Here is a 22,885-nt window from a genome sequence, read left to right on the forward strand (position 1 = left end):
CAGCGACCTGCGCCTTCCCGGGCCCCGGCGCGCCCGCCGCAGGCCGCGCCGTCCCCGGCCGCCCACTTCGCGAGGGGCCCTCCGCGGAGTCCCGGTCCCCGGCACCTTCCCCCTCCCCGGGCGCCGACGTCTCCCCGGAAGGCCGTGCCGGTCCCGCCGACACGCCCTCCGCCGCGCGCTCGATGAGGGCCGTCGACGACCTCCCCGCCAGGTAGGGCAGGAGGACCGCCTGGCCGCCCCACTGTTGGAGGAGGGCCGCTTCGGGGAGGTCGGCGCCCGCGTAGTCGCCGCCCTTGACCCAGATGTCGGGGCGGAGGTCGGAGAGGAGCCGTTCGGGGGTGTTCTCGTCGAAGACGGCGACCGCGTCGACGCAGGACAGGGCGCGCAGGACGCGGACGCGGTCGGCAAGGGGGCTGACCGGGCGGCCGGCCCCCTTGCGGCGGCGTACCGACGCGTCGGAGTTGACGCAGACCACGAGGCAGTCGCCGAGGCGCCGGGCCGCCTGGAGCAGGCCGACGTGTCCGGCGTGCAGCAGGTCGAAGCAGCCGCCGGCGGCGACGACGGTGCCGTGCCGGGCACGGACGTCGGCGATCAGTGCGCGGGGGTCGTCAACGGGTCGGCGGTGGAGGGGAGTTCGGAGTGCCGCACCCGCTCCCCCGGCGCCCACGAACTCCGTCGCCGCCCGCACCGCCCCCTCCACCGCCTCCCCGATCAGCGTGCCGTCGGCCAGCAGCGCGGCCGCCGCGCCGGAGAAGCGGTCGCCGGCGCCGCACGGATCGCCGGCGTGCGCGGCGGGGGCCGGGACCAGGAGCGGGTGATCGCCGTACGACAGCAGCGCCCCACGCGGCCCGAGGGTCACCGCGACCGCCCCGACCCGCCACCGCTTTACGAGACGGGCGGCGCCCCGCGCGGCACCGCGCAGCCCCTCCGGCTCCCCGGTGAGCGCCTGGGCCTCCTTCTCGGCGGGGGTCACCAGCCGGGTCCCCGGCACCGGCGGCCCGCCGCGCGGGTGCGGGTCCCAGACCAGCGGCGGACGCTCGGCCAGCAGATCCCGTACGGCGTCGGCGGCGCCCCGGCCGTAGTCGGAGACCAGCACGGCCGGGGCCCGGCGCAGCGCCTCGCGAGCCGCGTCGGTCGCCGCCGCCACCCGCCCGGAGCCGGCGTCGAGGCGGACGACCGGGCGGCCCCGGGCCAGCACCCGGGTCTTCTCCGCCAGCGCACCGGTGAGCGGCAGGGGAATCACCTCGACGTGGTCACCGAGCAGTTGGACCAGGGCCCGGCTCGCCTCGTCGTCGCCCACGCCCGCGATCAGCGTCACCGGGCGGCCGTCCCGCGCCGCGAGGTACGCGGTCAGGGCCGCGCCGCCCGGGCGCAGCCGTTCCGCGCAGTCGGCGACGACGGGCACCGGCGCGTCGGGGGCGAGCCGGTCGGCCGTACCGGTGAGGTCGCGGTCGAGCAGCGCGTCCCCGACCACGACGAGCGGGGTCTTCCTTGCGGTCATACCGGTCATGTCACCTCCGCCGCTCCAGGGCCGCGTCGAACGCGGCGCACATCATGTGCACGGCCACCAGATGGATCTCCTGCACGGTCGCCGCCGAGGTACCCGCCACGCACAGCGCCTCGTCGCAGCCCGCCATCAGCGGGTTGGGCGCGGGCCCGGTGAGCGCCCACACGCGCAGGCCGGCCGTGCGGGCCGCGTCGGCGGCGGACAGCAGGTTGGCGCTGGCTCCGGACGTGGACAGCAGCACCAGGACGTCGCCGGGGCGTCCGTGGGCGCGGACCTGGCGGGCGAACACCTCGTCGACGCCGTAGTCGTTGGCGATGGCGGTGGTGCTGGAGGTGTCGGCGTGCAGGGCGATCGCCGAGAACGGCGGCCGGTCGTCGCGGTAGCGGCCGACGAGTTCGGCGGTCAGGTGCTGGGCCTGGGCGGCGCTGCCCCCGTTGCCCGCGGCCAGCAGCCGGCCGCCCGCGCCGAGCACCTCGGCGAGCCGCTCGCCCCAGCGTTCGGTGAGGTACGCGGCGGCGCGGAAGTGCCGAAGCGCCTCGGTGAGTTCGTCGCAGTGCGCGACGGCGGCGGTGGCCTGGACACTCATGGCGCCACCTCCGGGAACTCGGTCGCCGCCACACCTGGCGGCACTCCGCCCGATGAGAGCGCGGTCGTCACGCAACCCATCACGCCACCTCCGAGGACGAGGCGGAGGACGACGACACCGAGGACACCGTGCGGCCGGCGACCGCCTGCCCGTAGACCTGCTCCACGCCGTCGGCGACGCGCCGCCAGGTGTAGCGGGCGAGGACGCGTTCGCGGCCCGCCGCGCCGTAGCGGCGGCGCAGCCGTTCGTCGGCGAGGAGTTCACGCACCGCGTCGGCCACGGCCCAGGCGTCGCCGGGCGCGACGAGCCGGCCGGTGGCGCCGTCGGCGACGGTGTCGCGGTGGCCGCCGACATCGGTGGCGACGACGGGCACCGCGCACGCCATGGCCTCCAGCGGGACGATGCCGAACGGCTCGTACACCGGCGTGCACAGCACCAGGTCGGCGCTGCGGATCAGCGCGGGCATACGGGCGGGGTCGACGGCGCCGAGCAACCGCACCCGGTCGCCGACACCGGCCCGTTCGGCGAACCGCAGCAGGCGTTCGGCCTCGGGGTCGGTGTCCAGCAGCTCGGGCGGGGGCCCGCCGGCGACGACGAGTTCGGTGTGCGGCAGCCGGGTCAGGGCGCGGATGGCACGGTCGTAGCCCTTGCGGCGCACGAGGCGCCCGCAGGACAGCAGCCGGTGGCGTTCGTGCCGGGCGGGGAGGCCGGTGCCGCGGGCGTCGGGCCGGAAGTGCTCCGCGTCGACTCCGCAGGGCACCACCGACACATGCCCGGTGGGCACGCCCATGTCGACGAGTTCGTAGACCTCGTCGGTGCAGGTGGCCAGGACGCGGCCGCAGCTGCGGCCGATCTGCCGCTCGACGCCGATGCGTTCGTACGGGCTGGTGTCGCGGCGGCCCTGGTGGCGCCGCTTGACGGTGCCGAGGGCGTGGAAGGTCTGCACGACGGGGATGCCGTGCGGGTGCGCGCCGATCTGTGAGGCCATGCCGGACATCCAGAAGTGCGCGTGCACCACGTCGGGCCGTTCGCGCTGCCAGGCGCGGGCCAGCCGGGCGCCGAACCCGGGCATGAACGGGAAGAGTTCGTCCTTGGGGATGGGGTCGGGCGGCCCGGCCTGCACATGTTCGACGACCGCGCCGCCGGGCAGCTCCACCCGGTCGGGCAGGTCGGTGGAGTCGCGCCGGGTGTAGACCGTGACGTCGTGGCCGCGGCGCGCCAACTCCTCGGTGAGGCGGGCGACGTAGACATTCTGGCCCCCGGCGTCGGGACCGCCGAGCGCGGCGAGGGGGCTCGCGTGCTCGGACACCATGGCGATCCTCATCGGGTCACCTCCTTCAGCAGCCGCTCCCAGTCGTTCAGGAAGCGGGTCAGTCCGTAGCGGGAGAGCGCCGCGGCGCGTGCGCCCTCGCCGACCACGCGGGCGTGCAGCGGGTCGGCGACGAAGTCCCGTACGGCGTCGGTCAGTACGTCGATGCGGTTGGAGACCACCCCGGCGCCCGGCGGCACCGCCTCGGTCACCTCGGTGGTGGCGAGGGCGACCACGGGCATGCCCAGGTGCATGGCCTCCAGCAGCGACAGGCCCAGGGAGGTCCAGCGGACGGGGTGGAGGTAGACGCGGCGGCGGGCCATCTGGGTGTGCAGCTCGTGCTGGGGCAGTTCGTGGGTGGTGATCCCCGGGATGCAGAGGCGGTCGGTGGCCATGCCGAAGACGTCCAGCGGCGCGGCCTCGGCGAAGACGGGCAGCAGGTCGGTGCCTGTCGTACGACCACGCCGCACCGGTTCGTTGACGACGACGGCGGCCCGGCGCAGCTCGCCGGTCCAGCGCGGGCCGGGGTCGACGATCCCGTGTTCGACGACGGCCGTCTCGGCGGGGCCGTTGTCCCACATCAGGCGGTTGAAGTGGGTGACGTGGACGAGGGTGACGCCGGGCAGGTCGGCGGCCGGGTGGCGGGTGTCGGGCACCTGGCCGTGCGGGGCGTTGTGCTCGACGTAGACGAGGGGCGGGCGGCGCCCCAACCACCGCTCGACCAGGGCGAGTTCATGGGGTCGCTGCAGAATGACGACGTCGATGTCCGCGTCCCTGAGTCGCTCCGGTGGCACCTCGACGACGCTGTCCGGCCAGTCCCAGGTGCGGGCGCGGCCACGGCCGTCGGGGCCGCGGTCGGGGGTGACGGGGACGACGTAGGTGTGCGGGCCCTGCACGAACGAGGTCGTCCAGGAGCCGTGCACATGCCAGATCAGGATCCTCATGCCTGACTCACCTTCTCCACCGCGAGCCGGACGTCGTGTGCGGTCACGGAGTCCAGACAGGGGTGGCCGGGGACGGGACAGTGCCGGGCACGGGTGCCGGCGCAGGGGGCGTCCTGGTCTCCCAGCAGGACGTACGGAACGCCGTGGGGCCGCCAGCGTTCGGCCGGTACGACGGGGGCGAACAGGGAGACGACGGGCGTGCCGACCGCTGCCGCGAGGTGGGCGGGCCCGGTGTTGCCTGTGATGACGGCGTCGGCGCGGGCGAGCACCCCGGCGAGTTCGGCGGCGCCGGTGCGGCCGCCCAGGTCGAGGCCGTCGGCGCCGCTGACGTGGCCGGTCAGCTCCCGCTCCCCGCGGCCGCCGGTGACCACCACGCGGTGTCCGGCGTCGGCGAGTTCGCGGACCGCGTCCGCGCACCGGGCGGGGCTCCAGGCGCGGGCCGGGACGCTGGCGCCGGGGTGCAGGACGACGTAGGGCGGCGGGCCGGTGAGGTCGCTGGTGTCGGGCGGGGGCAGGATCCGCAGGCGCCCGTCGTCGACCCGCGGGAACCCGGCGGCCTCGGCCAGGTCGAGGGCGGCCTCCACCTCATGGGCGTGCGGGGCGCGGTGGTGGCGGACGTCGAGCAGCGACCCCGGGTAGTCCTCGCTGTCGGCGGCGATCCGGGTGACCCCCGCCAGGCGCAGCAGGAGGGCGGTGGGCAGCGGGGACTGGTGGAAGGACGTGAGGATCAGCGCGGTGTCGGCGTCGACGGCCGCGAGCAGTTCCTCGACCTCGGCTGGGCGCACGGGCGGCGGCTCGAACCCGGACCAGGGCGCCCGGAAGACCAGCACCTCGTCCACGCCGGGCAGCAGCCGTGCGGCCGGGGCGCCAAGCGGCCCGCACAGCAGGGTGACGGTGTCGGCGCGGGCTGCGACGGCACGGATGGCGGGTCCGGCGAGCAGGACGTCACCGAAGCTGTCGAGCCGGCTGACCAGGGCCCTCATCGCGGCCTCCGGTGCGCGGGCCGCAGCAGGGCCTGTACGGCGGTGAGGAGGTCCGGCGCCACCACGGGGGCCGTCGCCGTCTCCTCGGGGCGGGTCTGCGCGGTGGGCACGAGGATCCCGCGCGCCCCCGCCCGGCGGGCCGCCTCCACGTCGGAGCCGATGTCACCGATCACGACGACCCGGCCGGGCAGCACGCCCAGCCACCCGGCCGCCCGCAGCACCAGCCCCGGCCGGGGCTTGCGGCAGCCGCAGCCGTCGTCCGGCCCATGCGGACAGACCGCCCACACGTCGAACGGCCCCAGCAACTCCTCGACCCGCTCATTGACCCGCCACACCTGCTCCCGGCTGAGCAGCCCCCGCGCGACCCCCGACTGATTGCTGACGACACCGATGGCGACCCCCTGACCTCGCAGCAGCCCCAGCGCCTCCCGGACACCGGGGAGCGGGCGGACCCGCGCGGGGTCGGGGTTGTAGGGGACGTCTTCGACGAGGGTGCCGTCGCGGTCGAACAGGACGGCGTCGCAGACTGCGACAGAGCCGGGCGGAACACCGGGCCGAACGACCGGGGCGTCGACCGCCCCCGACCCGCCCACCGAACACGCGACAGGCGACCCCGCGTCAAACCGACCGCCCAGACCCACGACCGACCCCGACTCGACAACCCGCCACACGGCCGAACGAACACCCGACAACTGCCCCCCGCCAGACCAACCGACCGGCGCCACCACCGGCCCCGACTCGGCGGCCGAACACGCGACAGGCGACCGCGCGTCAAACCGACCGCCCAGACCCACGACCGACCCCGACTCGACAACCCGCCACACGGCCGAACGAACACCCGACAACTGACCCCCGCCGGACCAACCGACCAGCGCCATCATCGGCCCCGACTCGGCGGCCGGGCACGCGGCCGGAGGGACGCCCGACAACTGACCCCCGTCCGACCAACCGGTCGGCGCGATCACCTGCTCCGGCTCGGCGGTCGGACGCGGGGCGGGAGGCACGGCCGGTGACCGCCTCCCGTCGGGCCGGATGTCGAGGGCGGACCGCGTCGGTGCCGGAGCACGCCCGGTGGTGACGCGGGCGGCGCGGGCCCCGTTCGCGGCGGGGCGGTTCATGGCGGGTCGGTTCATGACGCCTCCTGTCGCTCCGGCCAGGGGCCCGCGGCTCGGTGCCGCCAGGTGCCGAGCAGGCGGTGCCAGGCGGCGGCCGGGGGGATGAGGACGCTGGTGGCGAGCATGGTGTTCACCTCGTGCAGGGTGCGCGGGCCGGCCGCGATCCGGACCCACGCGAACTCGCCGGTGCCCAGCGCCCAGGCGAGCCCCGCGGTCGCTGCGACCCGGGGCCGGCCGGCCGCCGCCAGGCCGCAGGCGGTCAGCGCGGCGCCGGTGATCGCGAGGTGGGCACGGATCCGGCCGCGCGGCGCCACCGCCTTCTCCCACCAGTCGGGCCCGTGCAGCCGCCGCATCAGCGCGTCGTCGGCGTTGCCGCGCTGGTTGCGCAGGCTGACCCAGCGGTCGACGGGGCGCACGGGGTGCCGGGTCGTGCGGCGTCCCTGCCGGATGCGCCAGCCCGCGTCGAGGAGGCGCAGGGCGAGGTCCGCGTCCTCGCGGAAGGCGTGCCGGAAGCGTTCGTCGAAGCCGGCGACCTGGCGCAGGGCGTCGGTGCGGTAGGCCATGTCGGCGGTGATCCAGTGCGCGCGGGCCAGTCCGGCGGTGGTGCGTTCCCAGTCGGTGGGCCGGCGCTCCCCTGGCAGCGGTACGGCGAGGACACCCTGGACGCCGGCCGTGTCGGGGGCGGCCTCGGCGAGGTCCTGGACGAGTTGCTCGCACCAGTGCGGGCCGACCTGCACGTCGTCGTCGAGGAAGGCGACCCAGGGCGAGGTGACCGCCCGCAGCCCGGTGTTCCGGGCGGCGGCGGGCCCCCGGCCACCACCCGGCAGCACGGTGGCACGCTCCCGCAGATCCCCGAGCACGCTCAACGGGTGCTCCAGTGCACCGGGTTCCGGCGCGGGCCGGTCATCGACCAGCACGATCGCCTCCGGCTTCGGCCCGAGCGCGGCGACGAGCGCCCCGAGACAGTCGGCGAGCGTGTCCCGCACGAGAGTCGGCACGACAACGGCGTACTCGGGCACCCGCGCGGCATCACCGGCCCCCCGACCGGCTGCTTCACGCACGCCCCGACTCGGCCCCCGACCAGGATCGTCACCGGAGGCCCGCCCCTCCCTCGAACCCCCCTCCGAGCCCCCACCGGAGCCAACCGCCGCCGGCCCGGCCGCACCCCCGGGGGCGTCACCCGACACAGGTCCAGCCACACCACCGAGGGCATCACCCGACACACGACCGACAGCGTCAGCCACCACGCGGCAAGGCCCGCCGAACGCGGCCCTCACCTCCCGGCCAGGAGCCTCGCCGGAGGCACTGCGCATGCCGCGGGCAAAAGCGGCGCCAACCGTGTCGTTCATGCGTAGGCCCTCCCCCTCCGCACCGCGTACGGCCCGATCGCCAGGAGGTCGACCGGGGCGGAACCGAAGCACTCCAGGGCGTCGCGGGGGTCGTCGACCATGGGGCGGCCGGCGGTGTTGAGGCTGGTGTTGACGACGACGGGGAGACCGGTGCGCCGTTCGAAGGCGGCGAGCATGCGGGCGACCAGCGGTTCCTGGCGCTCGGCGACGGTCTGGATGCGGGCGGTCCCGTCGACGTGGACGACGGCCGGGATGCGCTCACGCCACGGCGGTGCGACCTCGTGCACGAAGAGCATGTACGGGCTGGGCAGCGGGCCGGCGAAGAGTTCGTGGGCGCGATCGGCGAGCACCATGGGGGCCACCGGCCGGAACTCCTCCCGGCCCTTGACCGAGTTGAGCCGCTCCAGGTTCTCCGCCCGCCCGGGGTGCGCCAGCAGGGAACGGTGGCCGAGGGCGCGCGGCCCGTACTCGCTGCGGCCCTGGAACCACGCCACGATGCCGTCCCGGGCCAGCTCCTCCGCGACGGTCTCGGCGATGTCGTCGGGCCGCTCGTAGGGTACGGCGGCCGCGTCGAGCCGGGCCCGCAGCTCCTCGTCGCTCCAGCCACGCCCGAGGTCCGCGCCGGGCATGGGCTGCGGGTTCTCGGCGAGGTGGAGGGCGCCGCCGAGCGCGGTGCCGGCGTCGCCGGAGGCGGGCTGGGCCCACACATGCCCGTACGGCCCGCGCGCGGCGATCCTGGAGTTGGCGACGCAGTTCAGCGCGACCCCGCCGGCCAGGGTGAGCGCGTCGCCCCCGGCCGTGCGGTGCAGCCAGTGCACGAGGTCGAGGAGGGTCTCCTCCAGGACGGCCTGGGTGCTGGCCGCGAGGTCAGCGTGGTCCCGGGTCCAGGGCTCGCCCGGCGCGCGGGCCGGTGCGAGGGCGGCCCAGTCGACGCCGTGGGCGCGGAAGCCGCCGTCGCCGGTGGCATGGACGTGCCGGCGCAGTTCGGGCAGGAAGCGGGGCGTGCCGTAGGAGGCGAGGGCCATGACCTTGTACTCGTCGCTGCTGCGCAGGAAGCCGAGGTGGGCGGTGAGTTCCTCGTAGACCAGGCCGAGGGAGTGCGGCAGCCGCTGCGCGGCGAGCGTGTCGAGTTTGCCGTCGCGGTAGCGGCCGGCCAGGTGGCTGGCGCATTCGCCCCGGCCGTCGAGGACGAGGACCGCGCTGTCCGGGTACGGCGAGGCCGGTCCGGCGGAGGCGGCGTGCGCCACGTGGTGGGGGACGTGCGCGACCCGGTCGGGGTCGAGGCCGGGCAGCGCCTCGGCGAGGAACTCGGGGGCGCGGCGCGCGTACTCCAGGCGCAGCGCGTCCCAGGGGTCGTGCAGGCCCATCTCGGCGGCCGGGCGGGCGAGCCGGGGGTCGAAGGAGTAGGCCACGGCGTCCAGCTCGACGGCCCGGACACCGCCGTGCTCCAGGCACCAGCGGGCCGACTGCTCGGGCAGTTCCCAGGCGGAGAACGGCACGGGTCGTTTGCCGTGCTTACGGCGGCTGAAGCGTTCCTCCTCCGCGGCGGCGACCACCCGCCCGTCGACGACGAGGGCGGCGGCGGGGTCGTGGAAGAGGGCGTTGATGCCGAGGATGCGCATGGCGTGACTCCGTCCGTCCCGGGTGGCTGGTGCGCGCCGTGGGATTCGCGGGTGCCAGCTGACGGCTGTCTCAAACACTTGGAGACAACTCGGGCACACTTCGGCCGAAAACGGGGCGAATTCTCACCGTCTGCGGTGCTGTGCCTACCATCGGTGAAGACTGCCGGTCAGGACCTACCGCCGGTGAACACTGCCGGTCAGGACCTACTGCCGGTGAAGACCGCCGCTCAGGCCGCCTCGGCCCGCGTGAACCAGCCGACGGTGCGCTCCAGCCCCTCCTCGAAGCCCACCCGGGGCGTCCAGCCGAGCCGCTCGCGGGCGAGGCTGGTGTCGGGGCGGCGCCGGGCGGGGTCGTCGACGGGGCGTTCGACGAAGCGGATGCGGGAGGCGGAGCCGGTCAGGTCGATCACCCGGCGGGCCAGCTCCAGCACGGTGATCTCCTCCTCGCCGCCGATGTTGACGGGCCCGGGCTCGGCGGAGGCGGCCAGGGCGAGGACACCCTCGACGGTGTCGTCGACGTAGCAGAGCGAGCGGGTCTGGCCACCGTCGCCGGCGACGGTCAGCGGGACGCCGTCGAGGGCCTGGGCGACGAAGGCGGGGACGGCGCGGCCGTCGCCGGTGCGCATCCGGGGGCCGTACGTGTTGAAGAGCCGGACGATGGCGGTGTCGGTGCCGCGCGCCCGGTGGTGGGCGCTGACCAGCGCTTCGGCGAAGCGCTTGGACTCGTCGTAGACGCTGCGGGGTCCGATCGGATTGACGTTGCCCCAGTAGTCCTCGCGCTGCGGGTGTTCGAGCGGGTCGCCGTAGACCTCGGAGGTGGAGGCGAGGACGAAGCGGGCGCCGTCGGCGTGGGCGCGCTCCAGGGCGTGGCGGGTGCCGATGCTGCCGGCGTCGAGTGTCTCCAGCGGCAGCCGCAGGTAGTCGGCGGGCGAGGCGGGGCAGGCGAAGTGCAGGACCAGGTCGAAGCGGTCGTGCAGGACCCGCCAGGCCGCCGGGTCGGTGACGTCGCCGAGCAGGAAGCGGAAGCTGTCGTGGCCTTCGAGGTCGGCGATGTTGGCGCGGGAGCCGGTGGCGAGGTTGTCGAGACAGACGACCGCGGCGCCGGCGTCGAGCAGCCGTTCGCACAGATGGGATCCGACGAATCCGGCACCGCCGGTCACCAGTGCCCGGCGCCAGGTGCGTTCGCTCATGGGTGGCCTCCTCGCTGTCGCCTCTCACTTACGTGTCGGCGCGAGTAACCCTGCACAGAGCTCACATGCCATCGCCTCATAGGCGCAGGTCAGCCACTATACAGCAGGCGTATAATCGCTATGTATAGTCGCGGCATGCCTTCTCTGATCACGAAGTTCGCGACCAGGTCGACCAGTCCGACCGGGCCACTCCAGCCGCCCAGAAAGATGCGCCGGCCGGGCCGTCGGTTCCACGCCCTGCGCACCGGCGCGGCCGCCGCCTGCCTGGCGCTCGCCCTGACCGGGTGCGGCGGCCTCGACTCCACCGCTCCGAGCGGCGTCCGCGCCGACGCCAAGCCCACCGCGCAGGGCCGCTTCGGCACGGTCGACTGCCGCGAGGCCAAGTGCATCGCGCTCACCTTCGACGCCGGGCCGGGCAAGCACACCGCCGGGCTGCTGGACATCCTGAAGGACAAGCAGGTCCCGGCGACCTTCTTCCTGCTGGGCAAGCGGCACATCGACACCTACCCGCAACTGGTCGTACGCATGGCCGACGAGGGCCACGAGGTGGCCAGCCACACCTGGACCCACCGCATCCTGACCGAACTCGAACCGGACGAGATACGCGAGGAGTTGCGGCGCCCCAACGAGGAGATAGAGCGCCTCACCGGCCGCCGCCCCACCCTGATGCGCCCGCCCCAGGGCCGTACGAACGACACCGTGCACCGGATCAGCAGCGAGCTGGGCCTGGCGGAGGTGCTGTGGACGGTGACCGCCAAGGACTACACGACGACCGACTCGGCCCTGATCCAGCGCCGCGTCCTCGACCAGGCCGACCGGGACGGCATCATCCTGCTGCACGACATCTACGACGGGACCGTGCCCGCCGTGCCCGGCATCATCGACGCCCTCAAGGCACGCGGCTACGTCTTCGTGACGGTCCCTCAGCTGCTGGCACCGGGGAAGGCCGAGCCCGGCGAGGTCTACCGCTGACGCGGATTCCCTACGATCACCCCGTGGTCATCTTCCATCTCGAACGCACGGCCCCGCTCCCCCTCGACGAGACCTGGCGCCGCCTCACCCACTGGCCTCGGCACGGCGACGTCATGCCGCTGACCCGGGTCCGCGTCCTCACCGCCCCGCCCACCCAGGAGGGCACCGAGTTCGTGGCCCGTTCGGGGATCGGGCCGCTCGCCTTCGACGACCGCATGGAGGTCACCGTCTGGCGTCCCCCGACGGACGGTGAACCGGGCCTGTGCCGCCTGGACAAGCGCGGCCGCCTGATCCGCGGCTGGGCGGAGATCGAGGTCCGCCCCGGCCCCGGCGGCCGCACCCGCGTCCTGTGGCGCGAGGACCTGCGCGTCCGCCTCCTGCCGTCCGCCGCCGACCCGCTCCTGGGGGCGGCGGCACGCTCGGTGTTCGGCCGGGCGGTGAACGCGCTGCTGCGCCGCCCCTGACGGTGCCTCAGCCCTTGTCGAGAAGGTCCATCAGTTCGGTGGCGTGGGCGAGGGAGGCGTCGACGCTGTGGGCCACGTACAGGGAGTCCACCGCGAAGTGGTCGACTCCGGTGCGCTCGTGAACCGCCTTGATCGTGTCGGCGACCTGCCGCGTCGTGGCGCCTGCGGCGATGTTGACCCGCAGGACGGTGTCGATCGCCGACGGGTCCCGGCCCGCCTCCCGTGCGAGGCGGTCGACGGTCGCGCGCTGCGCCACCAGGCCGTCGATGTCCACGTAGTCGGGGACGACGACCAGCGGCAGCCAGCCGTCACCGCGTTCGGCGACGCGGCGCAGCGCCCGCTCGGACAGGGCGCCGAGGTAGAACGGCGGGCGGGGGTCGCGGGCCGGCTTGAGCGGTGCGTGGTGCAGCGGCACGGAGAGCAACTCGCCGTGGTACTCGGCCGGGTCCGTGGTCCAGATGGCGTCGAGGGCGTCGAGGAGTTCGTTCATCCTGGCGCCCCGGCGGGTGAAGTCCAGGCCCGCCGCCTCGTACTCCTCCGGCGACCAGCCGATGCCGAAGCCGGGCAGCAGCCGGCCTCCGCTGATCAGGTCGATGCTGGTCAGCTGCCGGGCCAGCTGGACCGGCGGGTACAGCGGGGCGATCAGCACATGGGTGCCGAGCAGGACGTGTTCGGTGGCGCTCGCGGCGATGCCGAGCAGGACGAACGGGTCGGCGGCCGCGTTGAGTTCCGCGGGAATGGTGGTGCCCTGCCCGCCGTAGCCGATCTTCGGACGGACGGCGGCCAGGTTGCGGTCGCTCACCCACAGACTCGCGGCGCCCGCCTTCTCGGCCTCCTGTGCGAACTCGGCGACCCGGGCCATGCCCGATGCCTGCCGGTGGAACTGCGGGAGGGCGAAACCGATCTTCACGGATCGTTCCTTACCGGATGGCTGCCGGGACCCGGCGGCCGGATCGGTGCGTCGTCGCCACAACTACTGGCCGGGCTCTCGGTCAGCCGCCCCAATTGGCTTAGCGGACACAGCAGTTGAGGCGCACCCCGGCGACCGTACCACCGAGCGGCGCCACCTCCGGCGACGCTCCTAGGCCACCGACCCGATCCGCCCCGCGGGCCGCTCCCCCGGGTCGTGGTGGATCGGGGTGTGCGCGCCGGTGAGGGAGACGCCGCTGCCGCCGCGGCGGTTGGCGATGATCTCCGCGGCGATGGACAGGGCCGTCTCCTCGGGTGTGCGGGCGCCGAGGTCGAGGCCGATGGGGGAGCGCAGGCGGGCCAGTTCCAGGTCGGTGACGCCGACGTCGCGCAGGCGGGCGTTGCGCTCGAGGTGGGTGCGGCGGGAGCCCATGGCGCCGACGTAGGCGACCGGCAGGCGCAGGGCGAGCTGGAGCAGGGGTACGTCGAACTTCGCGTCGTGGGTGAGCACGCACAGGACGGTCCGGGGGTCGACGTCCGTGCGCCGGAGGTACTCGTGGGGCCACTCGACGACGATCTCGTCGGCCTCGGGGAAGCGGGCCTTCGTCGCGAAGACGGGGCGGGCGTCGCACACCGTCACGTGGTAGCCGAGGAACTTGCCGACCCGCACCAGTGCCGACGCGAAGTCGATCGCGCCGAAGACGATCATGCGGGGCGGGGGGACGGAGGACTCGACGAGGAGGGTGAGCGGGGCGCCGCAGCGGGAGCCTTCTGCGCCGATCTCCAGGGTGCCGGTGCGGCCCGCGTCCAGGAAGGCGGCCGTCTCGCCGACCACCGTGCGGTCCAGCTCCGGGTGTCCGCCGAAGCCGCCCTCGTGCGAGCCGTCGGGGCGGACGAGCACGGCCCGGCCGAGGAGGTCCCGCGGCCCGGTGACGATCCGGGCCAGCGCCGCCGCCTCGCCGCGCGCGGCGGCCGCCAGCGCGGCGGCGGCCACCGGCCGGGCGGGGTCGCCCGCCCGGACCGGGGTGACGAGTACGTCGATGACGCCGCCGCAGGTCAGGCCGACGGCGAAGGCGTCGTCGTCGCTGTAGCCGAAGCGTTCGAGGACGATGTCGCCGTCCTGCAGCGCCTGCTGGCACAGTGCGTACACCGCGCCCTCGACGCACCCGCCGGAGACCGAGCCGACCGCCGTGCCGTCGGCGTCCACCGCGAGGGCGGCGCCCGGCTGGCGGGGCGCGCTGCCGCCGACGGCCACCACGGTGGCGACGGCGAAGTCACGGCCCTGCTCGACCCACCGGTTCAGTTCCTCGGCGATGTCCAACATCTCTCGGTCTCCTTGAGCAACGGGTGCGTGCGGGGGACGGCTAGTGGACGCCCAGCCAGCCCTCGATCGGGTCGAGGGCGAAGAACACCAGGAAGATCGCGGTCAGGGCCCACATGAACGCCCCTATCTCCCGCGCCTTGCCCTGCGCGGCCTTGATGGCCACGTAGGAGATGACACCGGCCGCGACACCCGCCGTGATCGAGTAGGTGAACGGCATGATCACGACGGTGAGGAACACCGGGATCGCGGTGGCCCGGTCCGCCCAGTCGACATGCCGGGCGTTCATCATCATCATCGCACCGATGACGACCAGCGCGGCTGCCGCGACCTCGCCGGGCACGATCGCGGTCAGCGGGGTGAAGAACAGACAGGCCGCGAAGAAGAGGCCGGTGACGACCGAGGACAGTCCGGTACGGGCACCTTCACCGACGCCCGTCGCCGACTCCACGAACACGGTCTGGCCGGACGCGCCCGACACACCGCCGATCGCACCGCCCGCGCCGTCGATGAACAGCGCCTTCGACAGGCCCGGCATCCGGCCCTTGTCGTCGGCGAGCCCGGCCTCGGTGCCGACGCCGATGATGGTCGCCATCGCGTCGAAGAAGCCGGCGAGGACGAGCGTGAAGACGATCATGCCGACGGTCATCGCGCCGACCTCGCCCCAGCCGCCGAACTCGACCTGCCCGAAGATCGAGAAGTCCGGCATGGACACCGCGCTGCCGTGCAGCTCGGGGGCGCCGCCGGCCCACTGCTCGGCGTCGATGACGTCCAGCGCGTTGAGCAGGACGGCGAGCAGGGTGCCGCCGACGATGCCGATCAGGATCGCGCCGGGGATGCCGCGGGCCTGGAGCATGAAGACGGCGAGCAGGGTGACCGCGAAGAGCAGCACCGGCCAGCCGGCCAGCTCACCGGCCGGGCCCAGGGTGACGGGGGTGCCCTCGCCCTTGTGCACGAAGCCGGCCTTGTAGAAGCCGATCAGGGCGACGAACAGGCCGATGCCCATGGTGATGGCGTGCTTGAGCGCGAGCGGGATCGCGTTCATGATCATCTCGCGTAGGCCGGTGACGACCAGCAGCATGATGACCACGCCGTACATCACGCACATGCCCATGGCCTGCGGCCAGGTCATCTGCGGGGCGACCTGCGAGGCGAGCACGCCGGAGACGGAGAGGCCGGCGGCGAGGGCGAGCGGCACCTTGCCGAAGAAGCCCATCAGCAGCGTGCTGGCGGCCGCGGCGAGCGCGGTGGCGGTGATCAGGGCCTTCTGTCCGAGGGTCGTCCCCGCCGCGTCCTCGCCGGACAGGATCAGCGGGTTGAGCAGCAGGATGTACGCCATCGCCATGAAGGTGGTGACGCCGCCGCGCACCTCGCGGGCGACCGTGGATCCGCGACGGGAGATGTGGAAGTACCGGTCGAGCCAGGATCTGCCGGCCGGGACGCGGGAGCCTTCGCCCGCGTCGTCGGCTGTGCTCCTCGGCTCAAGGGACTGCTGGGTCATGTGGGCCTACTCCCAAGGTTCAAAGGGGCACCCGCACCGGCCACCGTGATGGCTGCGGGATTTGGGAAGGTGCTTCGGCCGCACGACCCGGGGGACGGCCCGAGACGAACGATCGTGAGTGCTCCGGGCGGCGCGGAGTGTGTGACGTTCCGTGCGCCGCCCGGAGGGTCTGTCAGGCGGTTCCGGTCAGGTGCTCGGGTCGCACCGGGGTGCGGTCGAGCTCCAGTCCGGTCGCGTCGCGGATGGCGGCCAGGACCGCCGGTGTGGACGACAGGGTCGGCGCCTCGCCGACGCCGCGCAGCCCGTACGGGGCGTGCTCGTCGGCGAGTTCGAGCACGTCGACGGGGATGGTCGGCGTGTCGAGGATGGTGGGGATCAGGTAGTCCGTGAAGGAGGGGTTCTTCACCTTCGCGGTCTTCGGGTCGATGACGATCTCCTCCATCACCGCCACGCCCAGGCCCTGGGTCGTGCCGCCCTGGATCTGGCCGACGACGGAGAGCGGGTTGAGCGCCTTGCCGACGTCCTGGGCACAGGCCAGCTCGATGACCTTGACGAGGCCGAGCTCGGTGTCGACCTCGACGACGGCGCGGTGCGCGGCGAAGGAGTACTGGACGTGGCCGTTGCCCTGGCCGGTGCGCAGGTCGAAGGGCTCGGTGGGACGGTGCCGCCACTCGGCCTCGACCTCGACGCTCTCGTCCTCCAGGACGTCCACCAGGTCGGCGAGGACCTCGCCGCCGTCGGTGACGACCTTGCCGCCCTCCAGCAGCAGCTCCGCCGTGGCCCAGGCCGGGTGGTGGGAGCCGAACCTGCGGCGGCCGATCTCCAGGACCTTCTCGCGGACCAGCTCGCAGGAGTTCCTGACGGCGCCGCCGGTGACGTAGGTCTGCCGGGAGGCCGACGTGGAACCGGCGCTGCCCACCCGGGTGTCCGCCGGGTGGATGGTCACCTGGGTGACACCCAGCTCGGTGCGGGCGATCTGCGCGTGGACGGTGACACCGCCCTGGCCGACCTCCGCCATCGCGGTGTGCACGGTGGCGACGGGCCGGCCGGCGATGACCTCCATGCGCACCCTCGCGGTGGAGTAGTCGTCGAAGCCCTCGGAGAAGCCCACGTTCTTGATGCCGACCGCGTAGCCGACACCGCGTACGACGCCCTCGCCGTGGGTGGTGTTGGACAGACCGCCGGGCAGCTGCCGTACGTCGGCGCCCTCGCTGGACTCCCACTGGCGCTCCGGCGGCATCGGCATCGCCTTGACGCGGCGCAGGAGTTCGGCGACCGGCGCCGGGGAGTCGACCGGCTGCCCGGTCGGCATGATGGTCCCCTGCTCCATCGCGTTGCGCTGCCGGAACTCCACCGGGTCCATGCCCAGTTGCTTCGCGATCTTGTCCATCTGCGCCTCGTAGGCGAAGCACGCCTGGACCGCGCCGAATCCGCGCATGGCGCCGCAGGGCGGGTTGTTGGTGTAGAGGGCGAGCGCCTCGATCTCGACGTCGTCGACGACGTACGGGCCGATGCCCAGCGAGGCGGCGTTGCCGACGACGGCCGGGGAGGCGGAGGCGTAGGCGCCGCCGTCCAGGACGATCCGGCACTTCACATGGGTGAGCTTGCCGTCCTTCGTGGCGCCGTGCTCGTAGTGCAGCCGGGCGGGGTGGCGGTGGACGTGCCCGAAGAACGACTCGAAGCGGTTGTAGACGATCTTGACGGGTTTGCCCGTGCGCAGGGCCAGCAGGCAGGCGTGGATCTGCATCGACAGGTCCTCCCGCCCGCCGAAGGCGCCGCCGACTCCGGCCAGCGTCATCCGCACCTTCTCCTCGGGCAGGCCGAGGACCGGGGCGATCTGGCGCAGGTCGCTGTGCAGCCACTGGGTGGCGATGTAGAGGTGGACGCCGCCGTCCTCCTCCGGCACCGCGAGGCCGGACTCGGGGCCGAGGAACGCCTGGTCCTGCATGCCGAAGGTGTACTCGCCCGTGACGATCACGTCGGCGCGTTCCCGAGCCGCCGCCACGTCACCGCGCACGATCGGCTGGCGGTGCACGATGTTGGGGTGCGGGACGTGGCCGCTGTGGTGGTCGTCGCGGTGCTCGTGGACGAGGATCGCGTCCGGGGCGGTCGCGGACGCCTCGTCGGTGACGACCGGCAGTTCGCGGTACTCCACCTTGATCTTGGCGGCGGCGCGGCGGGCGGTCTCCGGGTGGTCGGCGGCGACGATCGCGACCGGCTCGCCGTGGTGGCGGACCTTGCCGTGGGCGAGGACCGGGGTGTCCTGGATCTCCAGGCCGTAGTTCTTCACCTCGGTCGGCAGGTCGTCGTACGTCATGACGGCGTGGACGCCGGGCAGGGCGAGGGCCTCGCCGGTGTCGATGGACACGATCTCGGCGTGCGCGACGGTCGAGCGGAGGATCTGGCCCCACAGCATGTCCTCGTGCCACATGTCGGACGAGTACGCGAACTCGCCGGTGACCTTGAGGGTGCCGTCGGGACGGAGGGTGGACTCGCCGATGCCGCCCCTGGTCTGCGAGCCCTGGGTGATCTGGGTGGGGGTGCCGTTGGGAGAAGACATCGTCAGACCGCCTCTCCCTGCCGGGCGGCCGCGAGGCGGACCGCGTCCATGATCTTCTCGTAGCCGGTGCAGCGGCACAGGTTGCCCGACAGTGCCTCGCGGATGTCCGCGTCGGTCGGGTTCGGGTTGCGCTCCAGCATCTCGTCGGCCGCGACCAGCAGGCCGGGCGTGCAGAAGCCGCACTGGACGGCGCCGGCGTCGATGAACGCCTGCTGGATGGGGGAGAGCGTCGCACGCGGGGAGGGGCTGCCCTCGCCGGTCCGGGAGTCGGTCCCCTTGGCCTGCCACTGCTTGGCCTCGTCGAGCGTGGTCCCGCAAGAGGATCCGCACGCGCGCTCCTTGGCGTACTCCGCCAGCCCCTCCACGGTGACGACCTCACGGCCCTCCACCTGACCGGCGGCGACCAGACACGCACACACCGGGACGCCGTCCAGCCGGACCGTGCACGACCCGCACTCGCCCTGCTCGCACGCGTTCTTGGAGCCGGGCAGCCCGAGGCGCTCCCGCAGGACGTACAGCAGGGACTCGCCCTCCCAGACGTCGTCGGCTTCCTGCGGGCGTCCGTTGACGGTGAAGTTCACACGCATTACGCAGCTCCCTCCGAAGCGCGGCGGGCGCCGCGGTACGACTCCCAGGTCCAGGTCAGCGTGCGGCGGGCCATGACGCCGACCGCGTGGCGGCGGTAGCTCGCGGTGCCCCGGACGTCGTCGATCGGGTTGCAGGCGGCCGCGCACAGGTCCGCGAACTGCTTGGCGACCGACGGGGTGATGATCTCGCCGTTGTCCCAGAAGCCGCCCTCCTCCAGCGCGGCGTTCAGGAAGTCCTCGGCGGCCTTCGCCCGGACGGGCGTCGGGGCGGCGGAGCCGATGCCGGTACGGACCGTGCGCGACGAGGGGTGCAGTGCGAGCCCGAAGGCGCACACCGCGATGACCATGGCGTTGCGGGTGCCCACCTTGGAGTACTGCTGCGGCCCGTCGGCCTTCTCGATGTGCACGGCGCGGATCAGCTCGTCGGCGGCGAGCGCGTTGCGCTTGACGCCGGTGTAGAAGTCGTCGATGGGGATACGACGGCTGCCGCGCACCGACTCGACCTCGACCTCGGCGCCCGCCGCGAGCAGGGCGGGGTGGGCGTCGCCGGCCGGGGAGGCGGTGCCGAGGTTGCCGCCGACGCCGCCGCGGTTGCGGATCTGCGGGGAGGCCACGGTGTGCGAGGCGAGCGCCAGGCCCGGGAGCTCGGCGCGCAGGTGCTCCATGATCTTCGTGTAGGGGACGGAGGCGCCGAGCCGCACGCTGTCCTCGCCGACCTCCCACTCGTAGAGGTCGCCGACGCGGTTCAGGTCGAGCAGGTACTCGGGCCGCCGGTGGTCGAAGTTGATCTCGACCATCACGTCGGTGCCACCCGCAATCGGCACAGCGGTGGGGTGCTCGGCCTTCGCGGCGAGCGCCTCCTGCCAGCTGGCGGGGCGAAGGAAGTCCATGACCGGCTCTCTTCTTGGTCTCGTGGGTCGTACGGATCGAGCCAGATCTGGTGCGGCGGGCCCGGCTCGTTCATCTGGTGTTCACGCGGAGTGGAGCCAGTACACAGCGCCGTACTCCAGCGGGGTCAGTCACCGAAACCATGAAGGAGTTGGCTGGCCAACGAGGTCATCTTGTAGATTCGTATGAACGGAGGCCATCGGAAACCTCCCTGTTGTCCTGTGGAAACGTAGGAAACATCCAGGCAGGCGAAGAGTGCAGCTCACGGCCGCTCCGTCCGGCGGCCGGGGCCCCCTCCGACCGGGCCCCGTGCCCTGACTCCCCTCACCCTTCATCGTAGGTTTCGAGACAAAGAACGGCGGCGACGAGAATGCGGCTGCGCGCACTGCTGGACACCGACGCGCTGGGGCTGCGGCTGCTCGGCGGCGAGGACGAGCTGGACCGCACCGTGCGCGGTGTGATGACGACGGACCTGCGGGACCCCAGCCGCTATCTGTCCGGCGGTGAGCTGGTCCTCACGGGCCTGGCGTGGCGCCGGGACGCCGACGACTCCGAGCCCTTCGTACGGCTCCTGGTGCAGGCCGGGGTGGCCGCGCTGGCGGCCGGCGAGGCCGAGCTCGGGGATGTGCCCGACGACCTGGCGGTGGCCTGCGCCCGGCACCGGCTGCCGCTGTTCGCGGTGCACGAGTCGGTGGCGTTCGCGACGATCACCGAGCATGTCGTACGGCAGGTCAGCGGCGAGCGCGCCGGGGACCTCGCGGCGGTCGTGGACCGGCACCGGCGGATGATGACCTCGGGTCCGGCGGGCGGCGGCCCGGACGTGGTCCTGGACCTGCTCGGCTCCGACCTGGACCTGCGCGCCTGGGTGCTGTCCCCCACCGGCCGGCTGATCGCGGGCCCCAGGACGGCGGGCCCCGGCCTGCCCGCCGACGTGTGCGCCCGGCTCACGGCGGAGCACCTGTCGGCGGTGCGCACGGGCCGCAGGGACCCGTACCGGGTCGTCGTGGGCACCTCGACGTACTCGCTGTTCCCGGTCCGCAGCGGCGGCCGCAACCCGCAGGCCGCGCGGGACGTCCGCGAGAGCGCGCTGTCGGACTGGCTGCTGGCCGTCGAGGCGGACGCCGGGGACTGGGCGGAGGAGCGCCTGGACCTGCTGCAGGGCGTCACCCAGCTGATCGCGGTCGAACGCGACCGCCGCGACGCGGCCCGCACGGTCCGCCGCCGCCTCGCCCAGGAGGTCCTGGAGCTGGTCCAGACGGGCGCGGCCCCCGCCGAGATCGCGGCCAGGCTGCGGGTGGCGGCGCCGGTGCTGCTGCCGGGCCTGGGCGCAGCCCCGCACTGGCAGGTGGTCGTGGCCCGCGTCGAATGGGAGGACGGGGAGGCGGAGGCCGGCCCGGTGGCCCAGTCCCTCCTGGAGGAGATCCTGGTCGACCCCCGGTCCACCGGCCCCGACCCCTCCGACCGGATCGCCGTCGCCCACTCCGGCGAGGAGGCGATCGCACTGGTCCCGCTGCCCGCGGTGACGAGCGAGCACGACGGCTCCGAGACCGGCGTCCTCGCCGACGCCCTGCTGGCTGCCGTACGGGACCCGCTGTCGGCGGGCCTCGACGGCGACGGCCGGGTCACGCTGGGCGTGAGCGCGGCCGTGCACTCTGCGGAGGGGCTGCGCGGGGCGCTGGAGGAGGCACGGCACGCCCGCCGGGTGGCCGCCGCCCGCCAGGGCCGGGTCTGCGCCGCCGGCCACCAGGAACTGGCCTCCCACGTCCTCCTGCTGCCCTTCGTCCCCGACGACGTCCGCCGCGCCTTCACCGCCCGCCTCCTGGACCCGCTGCGGGACTACGACCGCCGCCACCGCGCCGAACTGATCCCCACCCTGGAGGCGTTCCTCGACTGCGACGGCTCCTGGACGCGCTGCGCCACCCGGCTCCACCTGCACGTCAACACACTGCGCTACCGCGTGGGCCGCATCGAGCAGTTGACGGGCCGGGACCTCTCCCGCCTGGAGGACAAGCTCGACTTCTTCCTGGCGCTGCGCATGAGCTGAAAGCTGTGCGGACCCGCCGTCCCACGACACAGTCCCACGACTTTGTGAAAAATTTCACCCATACCCTTGGCCGGGACCGCCGATTCGTGCTGAGATGCGGCCACCACTCAAGAGCTCAATGGTGCGCTATGGGGAGGGCAATGTGGCGGAGTCCGCCATGTCTGGTACGGGAACGACCCCTGGTGACGATCCGCTCCAGACCGCGGTGTGGCGGCTGCGCTCGCGGGCCTGCTGGGTGGACGCGGCCGCCCTGCTCCCGGGGAACACCGCCCCGGCCGCCCTGCAACGGGCGGCGCTGCTCGTCGAGCGGTGCCTCTACACCGAACAGGGCTGGCCGGACGCGGAGGACGCGCTGCGTACGGCGGAGGCGCTGGCGCACACCGACGAGGAGCGCGGCGCGGCCGCTTGTGAACGCGGGTACTTGGCGTACGCCGCCACCCTGCTCGGCGTACGCGACCGGGCCGACGAGGCGCGGGCCGCGCTGGGCCGCGCGGCGGCGCTGATCCCGCCGGGCGCGGCGGGCCGGGCGCTGCTGGACTTCCGGAGGGGACTGGTCGCCCAGAACCTCGCCGAGGTCCCCCAGGCCGCGCGCGCCGCCTTCCACCGCGCCCATGCGGGCGCCACCGCCCACGGCGATCTGCTGCTGCTCTCCTTCACCTGGCGCCATCTCGCCGGACTCGCCCTGCGAGAGGGCGAGCTGGCCGAGGCCCGGCACGGCTTCGCCGAATCCCTCAGGATCCGCGAGGAGTTGGGCTACCTGGTGGGCACGGCCCCGGCGCTGGTGTCCCTGGCGGACGCGGAGACCGAGCCGGAGGCGTCGAGGCTACGGGAGGAGGCGCGGCGGCTGTTCCGGCTGCTGGGGGGTGTTCCTACGTGGTTGGCGGGGCAGTTGGCGGAAGCGGCATGAGCATTGGCCCGTCCGGCGATTGAGGACGAGGCCGCTCAAGGGTCGGTGGGGGGTGGGGGGGGGGGGGGGCCGCCCCCCCCCCCCCCCCCCCCCCCCCCCCCCCCCCCCCCCCCCCCCCCCCCCCCAC

At 73.9% G+C, this 22,885-nt stretch carries 18 protein-coding genes and 1 pseudogene; 4 read left to right on the top strand and 15 right to left on the bottom strand.

All coding sequences use genetic code 11. The features are described 5' to 3' along the window. Positions 1–157: 157 nt before the first annotated feature. The 9 genes and pseudogenes from rfaE2 to ACH5AC_RS13500 all read right to left on the bottom strand — a co-directional run. Positions 158–1,510, bottom strand: a pseudogene (rfaE2, locus tag ACH5AC_RS13460) (D-glycero-beta-D-manno-heptose 1-phosphate adenylyltransferase); the annotation flags it as partial. 1 nt (position 1,511) lies between these two features. Continuing rightward, on the bottom strand, positions 1,512–2,093 hold the full coding sequence (locus tag ACH5AC_RS13465; RefSeq protein WP_398861892.1) for an SIS domain-containing protein: 582 nt from the start codon (positions 2,091–2,093) through the stop codon (positions 1,512–1,514). Positions 2,094–2,172: 79 nt separating this feature from the next. Then, positions 2,173–3,417 (bottom strand): glycosyltransferase, encoded by a 1,245-nt coding sequence (locus ACH5AC_RS13470; RefSeq protein ID WP_398861893.1) that lies wholly within the window; start codon positions 3,415–3,417, stop codon positions 2,173–2,175. Then, the gene (locus ACH5AC_RS13475; RefSeq protein ID WP_398861894.1) at positions 3,414–4,346 is read right to left on the bottom strand and encodes a glycosyltransferase; all 933 of its coding nucleotides are present in this window, start codon (positions 4,344–4,346) and stop codon (positions 3,414–3,416) included. The genes ACH5AC_RS13470 and ACH5AC_RS13475 overlap by 4 nt, the downstream gene beginning before the upstream one ends. Then, entirely contained in the window at positions 4,343–5,329 is a 987-nt protein-coding gene (locus tag ACH5AC_RS13480; protein WP_398861895.1) for a glycosyltransferase family 9 protein, read from the bottom strand. Before ACH5AC_RS13480 ends, ACH5AC_RS13475 begins: the two co-directional genes overlap by 4 nt. Continuing rightward, positions 5,326–5,922: a D-glycero-alpha-D-manno-heptose-1,7-bisphosphate 7-phosphatase gene (locus ACH5AC_RS13485; RefSeq protein WP_398861896.1), complete on the bottom strand. Its 597-nt coding sequence runs from the start codon at positions 5,920–5,922 to the stop codon at positions 5,326–5,328. The genes ACH5AC_RS13480 and ACH5AC_RS13485 overlap by 4 nt, the downstream gene beginning before the upstream one ends. 536 nt (positions 5,923–6,458) lie before the next feature. Beyond that, a complete protein-coding gene (locus ACH5AC_RS13490; protein WP_398861897.1) occupies positions 6,459–7,442 on the bottom strand; it encodes a glycosyltransferase family 2 protein in 984 nt (327 codons plus the stop codon). Positions 7,443–7,789: 347 nt separating this feature from the next. Further along, complete coding sequence (locus ACH5AC_RS13495; protein WP_398861898.1) at positions 7,790–9,415, bottom strand: carbamoyltransferase; 1,626 nt, start codon at positions 9,413–9,415, stop codon at positions 7,790–7,792. A gap of 227 nt (positions 9,416–9,642) precedes the next feature. Further along, positions 9,643–10,605: a UDP-glucuronic acid decarboxylase family protein gene (locus ACH5AC_RS13500; protein ID WP_398861899.1), complete on the bottom strand. Its 963-nt coding sequence runs from the start codon at positions 10,603–10,605 to the stop codon at positions 9,643–9,645. Between the two features lie 135 nt (positions 10,606–10,740). On the opposite strand from ACH5AC_RS13500, the gene ACH5AC_RS13505 reads away from it, so the two are divergent. Together ACH5AC_RS13505 and ACH5AC_RS13510 are read left to right on the top strand one after the other, a co-directional pair. Continuing rightward, entirely contained in the window at positions 10,741–11,577 is an 837-nt protein-coding gene (locus tag ACH5AC_RS13505) for a polysaccharide deacetylase family protein (protein WP_398861900.1), read from the top strand. 23 nt (positions 11,578–11,600) lie between these two features. Next, the gene (locus ACH5AC_RS13510) at positions 11,601–12,041 is read left to right on the top strand and encodes an SRPBCC family protein (RefSeq protein WP_398861901.1); all 441 of its coding nucleotides are present in this window, start codon (positions 11,601–11,603) and stop codon (positions 12,039–12,041) included. A gap of 7 nt (positions 12,042–12,048) precedes the next feature. On the opposite strand, the gene ACH5AC_RS13515 is transcribed toward ACH5AC_RS13510, so the two are convergent. The 6 genes from ACH5AC_RS13515 to ACH5AC_RS13540 all read right to left on the bottom strand — a co-directional run bounded on the left by ACH5AC_RS13515 (position 12,049) and on the right by ACH5AC_RS13540 (position 19,809). Continuing rightward, positions 12,049–12,951, bottom strand: coding sequence for a TIGR03619 family F420-dependent LLM class oxidoreductase (locus ACH5AC_RS13515; protein WP_398861902.1), 903 nt, complete (start codon positions 12,949–12,951; stop codon positions 12,049–12,051). A 171-nt stretch (positions 12,952–13,122) separates the two neighbouring features. Beyond that, entirely contained in the window at positions 13,123–14,274 is a 1,152-nt protein-coding gene (locus tag ACH5AC_RS13520; RefSeq protein WP_398861903.1) for an XdhC family protein, read from the bottom strand. 40 nt (positions 14,275–14,314) lie between these two features. Next, entirely contained in the window at positions 14,315–15,772 is a 1,458-nt protein-coding gene (locus ACH5AC_RS13525) for an NCS2 family permease (RefSeq protein ID WP_398861904.1), read from the bottom strand. Between the two features lie 172 nt (positions 15,773–15,944). After that, on the bottom strand, positions 15,945–18,332 hold the full coding sequence (locus tag ACH5AC_RS13530; RefSeq protein ID WP_398861905.1) for a xanthine dehydrogenase family protein molybdopterin-binding subunit: 2,388 nt from the start codon (positions 18,330–18,332) through the stop codon (positions 15,945–15,947). Positions 18,333–18,334: 2 nt separating this feature from the next. Further along, positions 18,335–18,919 (bottom strand): (2Fe-2S)-binding protein, encoded by a 585-nt coding sequence (locus tag ACH5AC_RS13535; protein ID WP_398861906.1) that lies wholly within the window; start codon positions 18,917–18,919, stop codon positions 18,335–18,337. Beyond that, positions 18,919–19,809: an FAD binding domain-containing protein gene (locus tag ACH5AC_RS13540; protein WP_398861907.1), complete on the bottom strand. Its 891-nt coding sequence runs from the start codon at positions 19,807–19,809 to the stop codon at positions 18,919–18,921. The genes ACH5AC_RS13535 and ACH5AC_RS13540 overlap by 1 nt, the downstream gene beginning before the upstream one ends. 368 nt (positions 19,810–20,177) lie before the next feature. On the opposite strand from ACH5AC_RS13540, the gene ACH5AC_RS13545 reads away from it, so the two are divergent. Next, positions 20,178–21,851, top strand: coding sequence for a PucR family transcriptional regulator (locus ACH5AC_RS13545; protein WP_398861908.1), 1,674 nt, complete (start codon positions 20,178–20,180; stop codon positions 21,849–21,851). 157 nt (positions 21,852–22,008) lie between these two features. Then, positions 22,009–22,758 carry a hypothetical protein gene (locus tag ACH5AC_RS13550; RefSeq protein WP_398861909.1) on the top strand — a complete coding sequence of 250 codons (750 nt, stop codon included), beginning with the start codon at positions 22,009–22,011 and terminating at the stop codon, positions 22,756–22,758. Positions 22,759–22,885 lie beyond the last annotated feature (127 nt).

It is taken from the genome of Streptomyces sp. NPDC018693 (assembly GCF_044391385.1).
Taxonomy (GTDB): domain Bacteria; phylum Actinomycetota; class Actinomycetes; order Streptomycetales; family Streptomycetaceae; genus Streptomyces.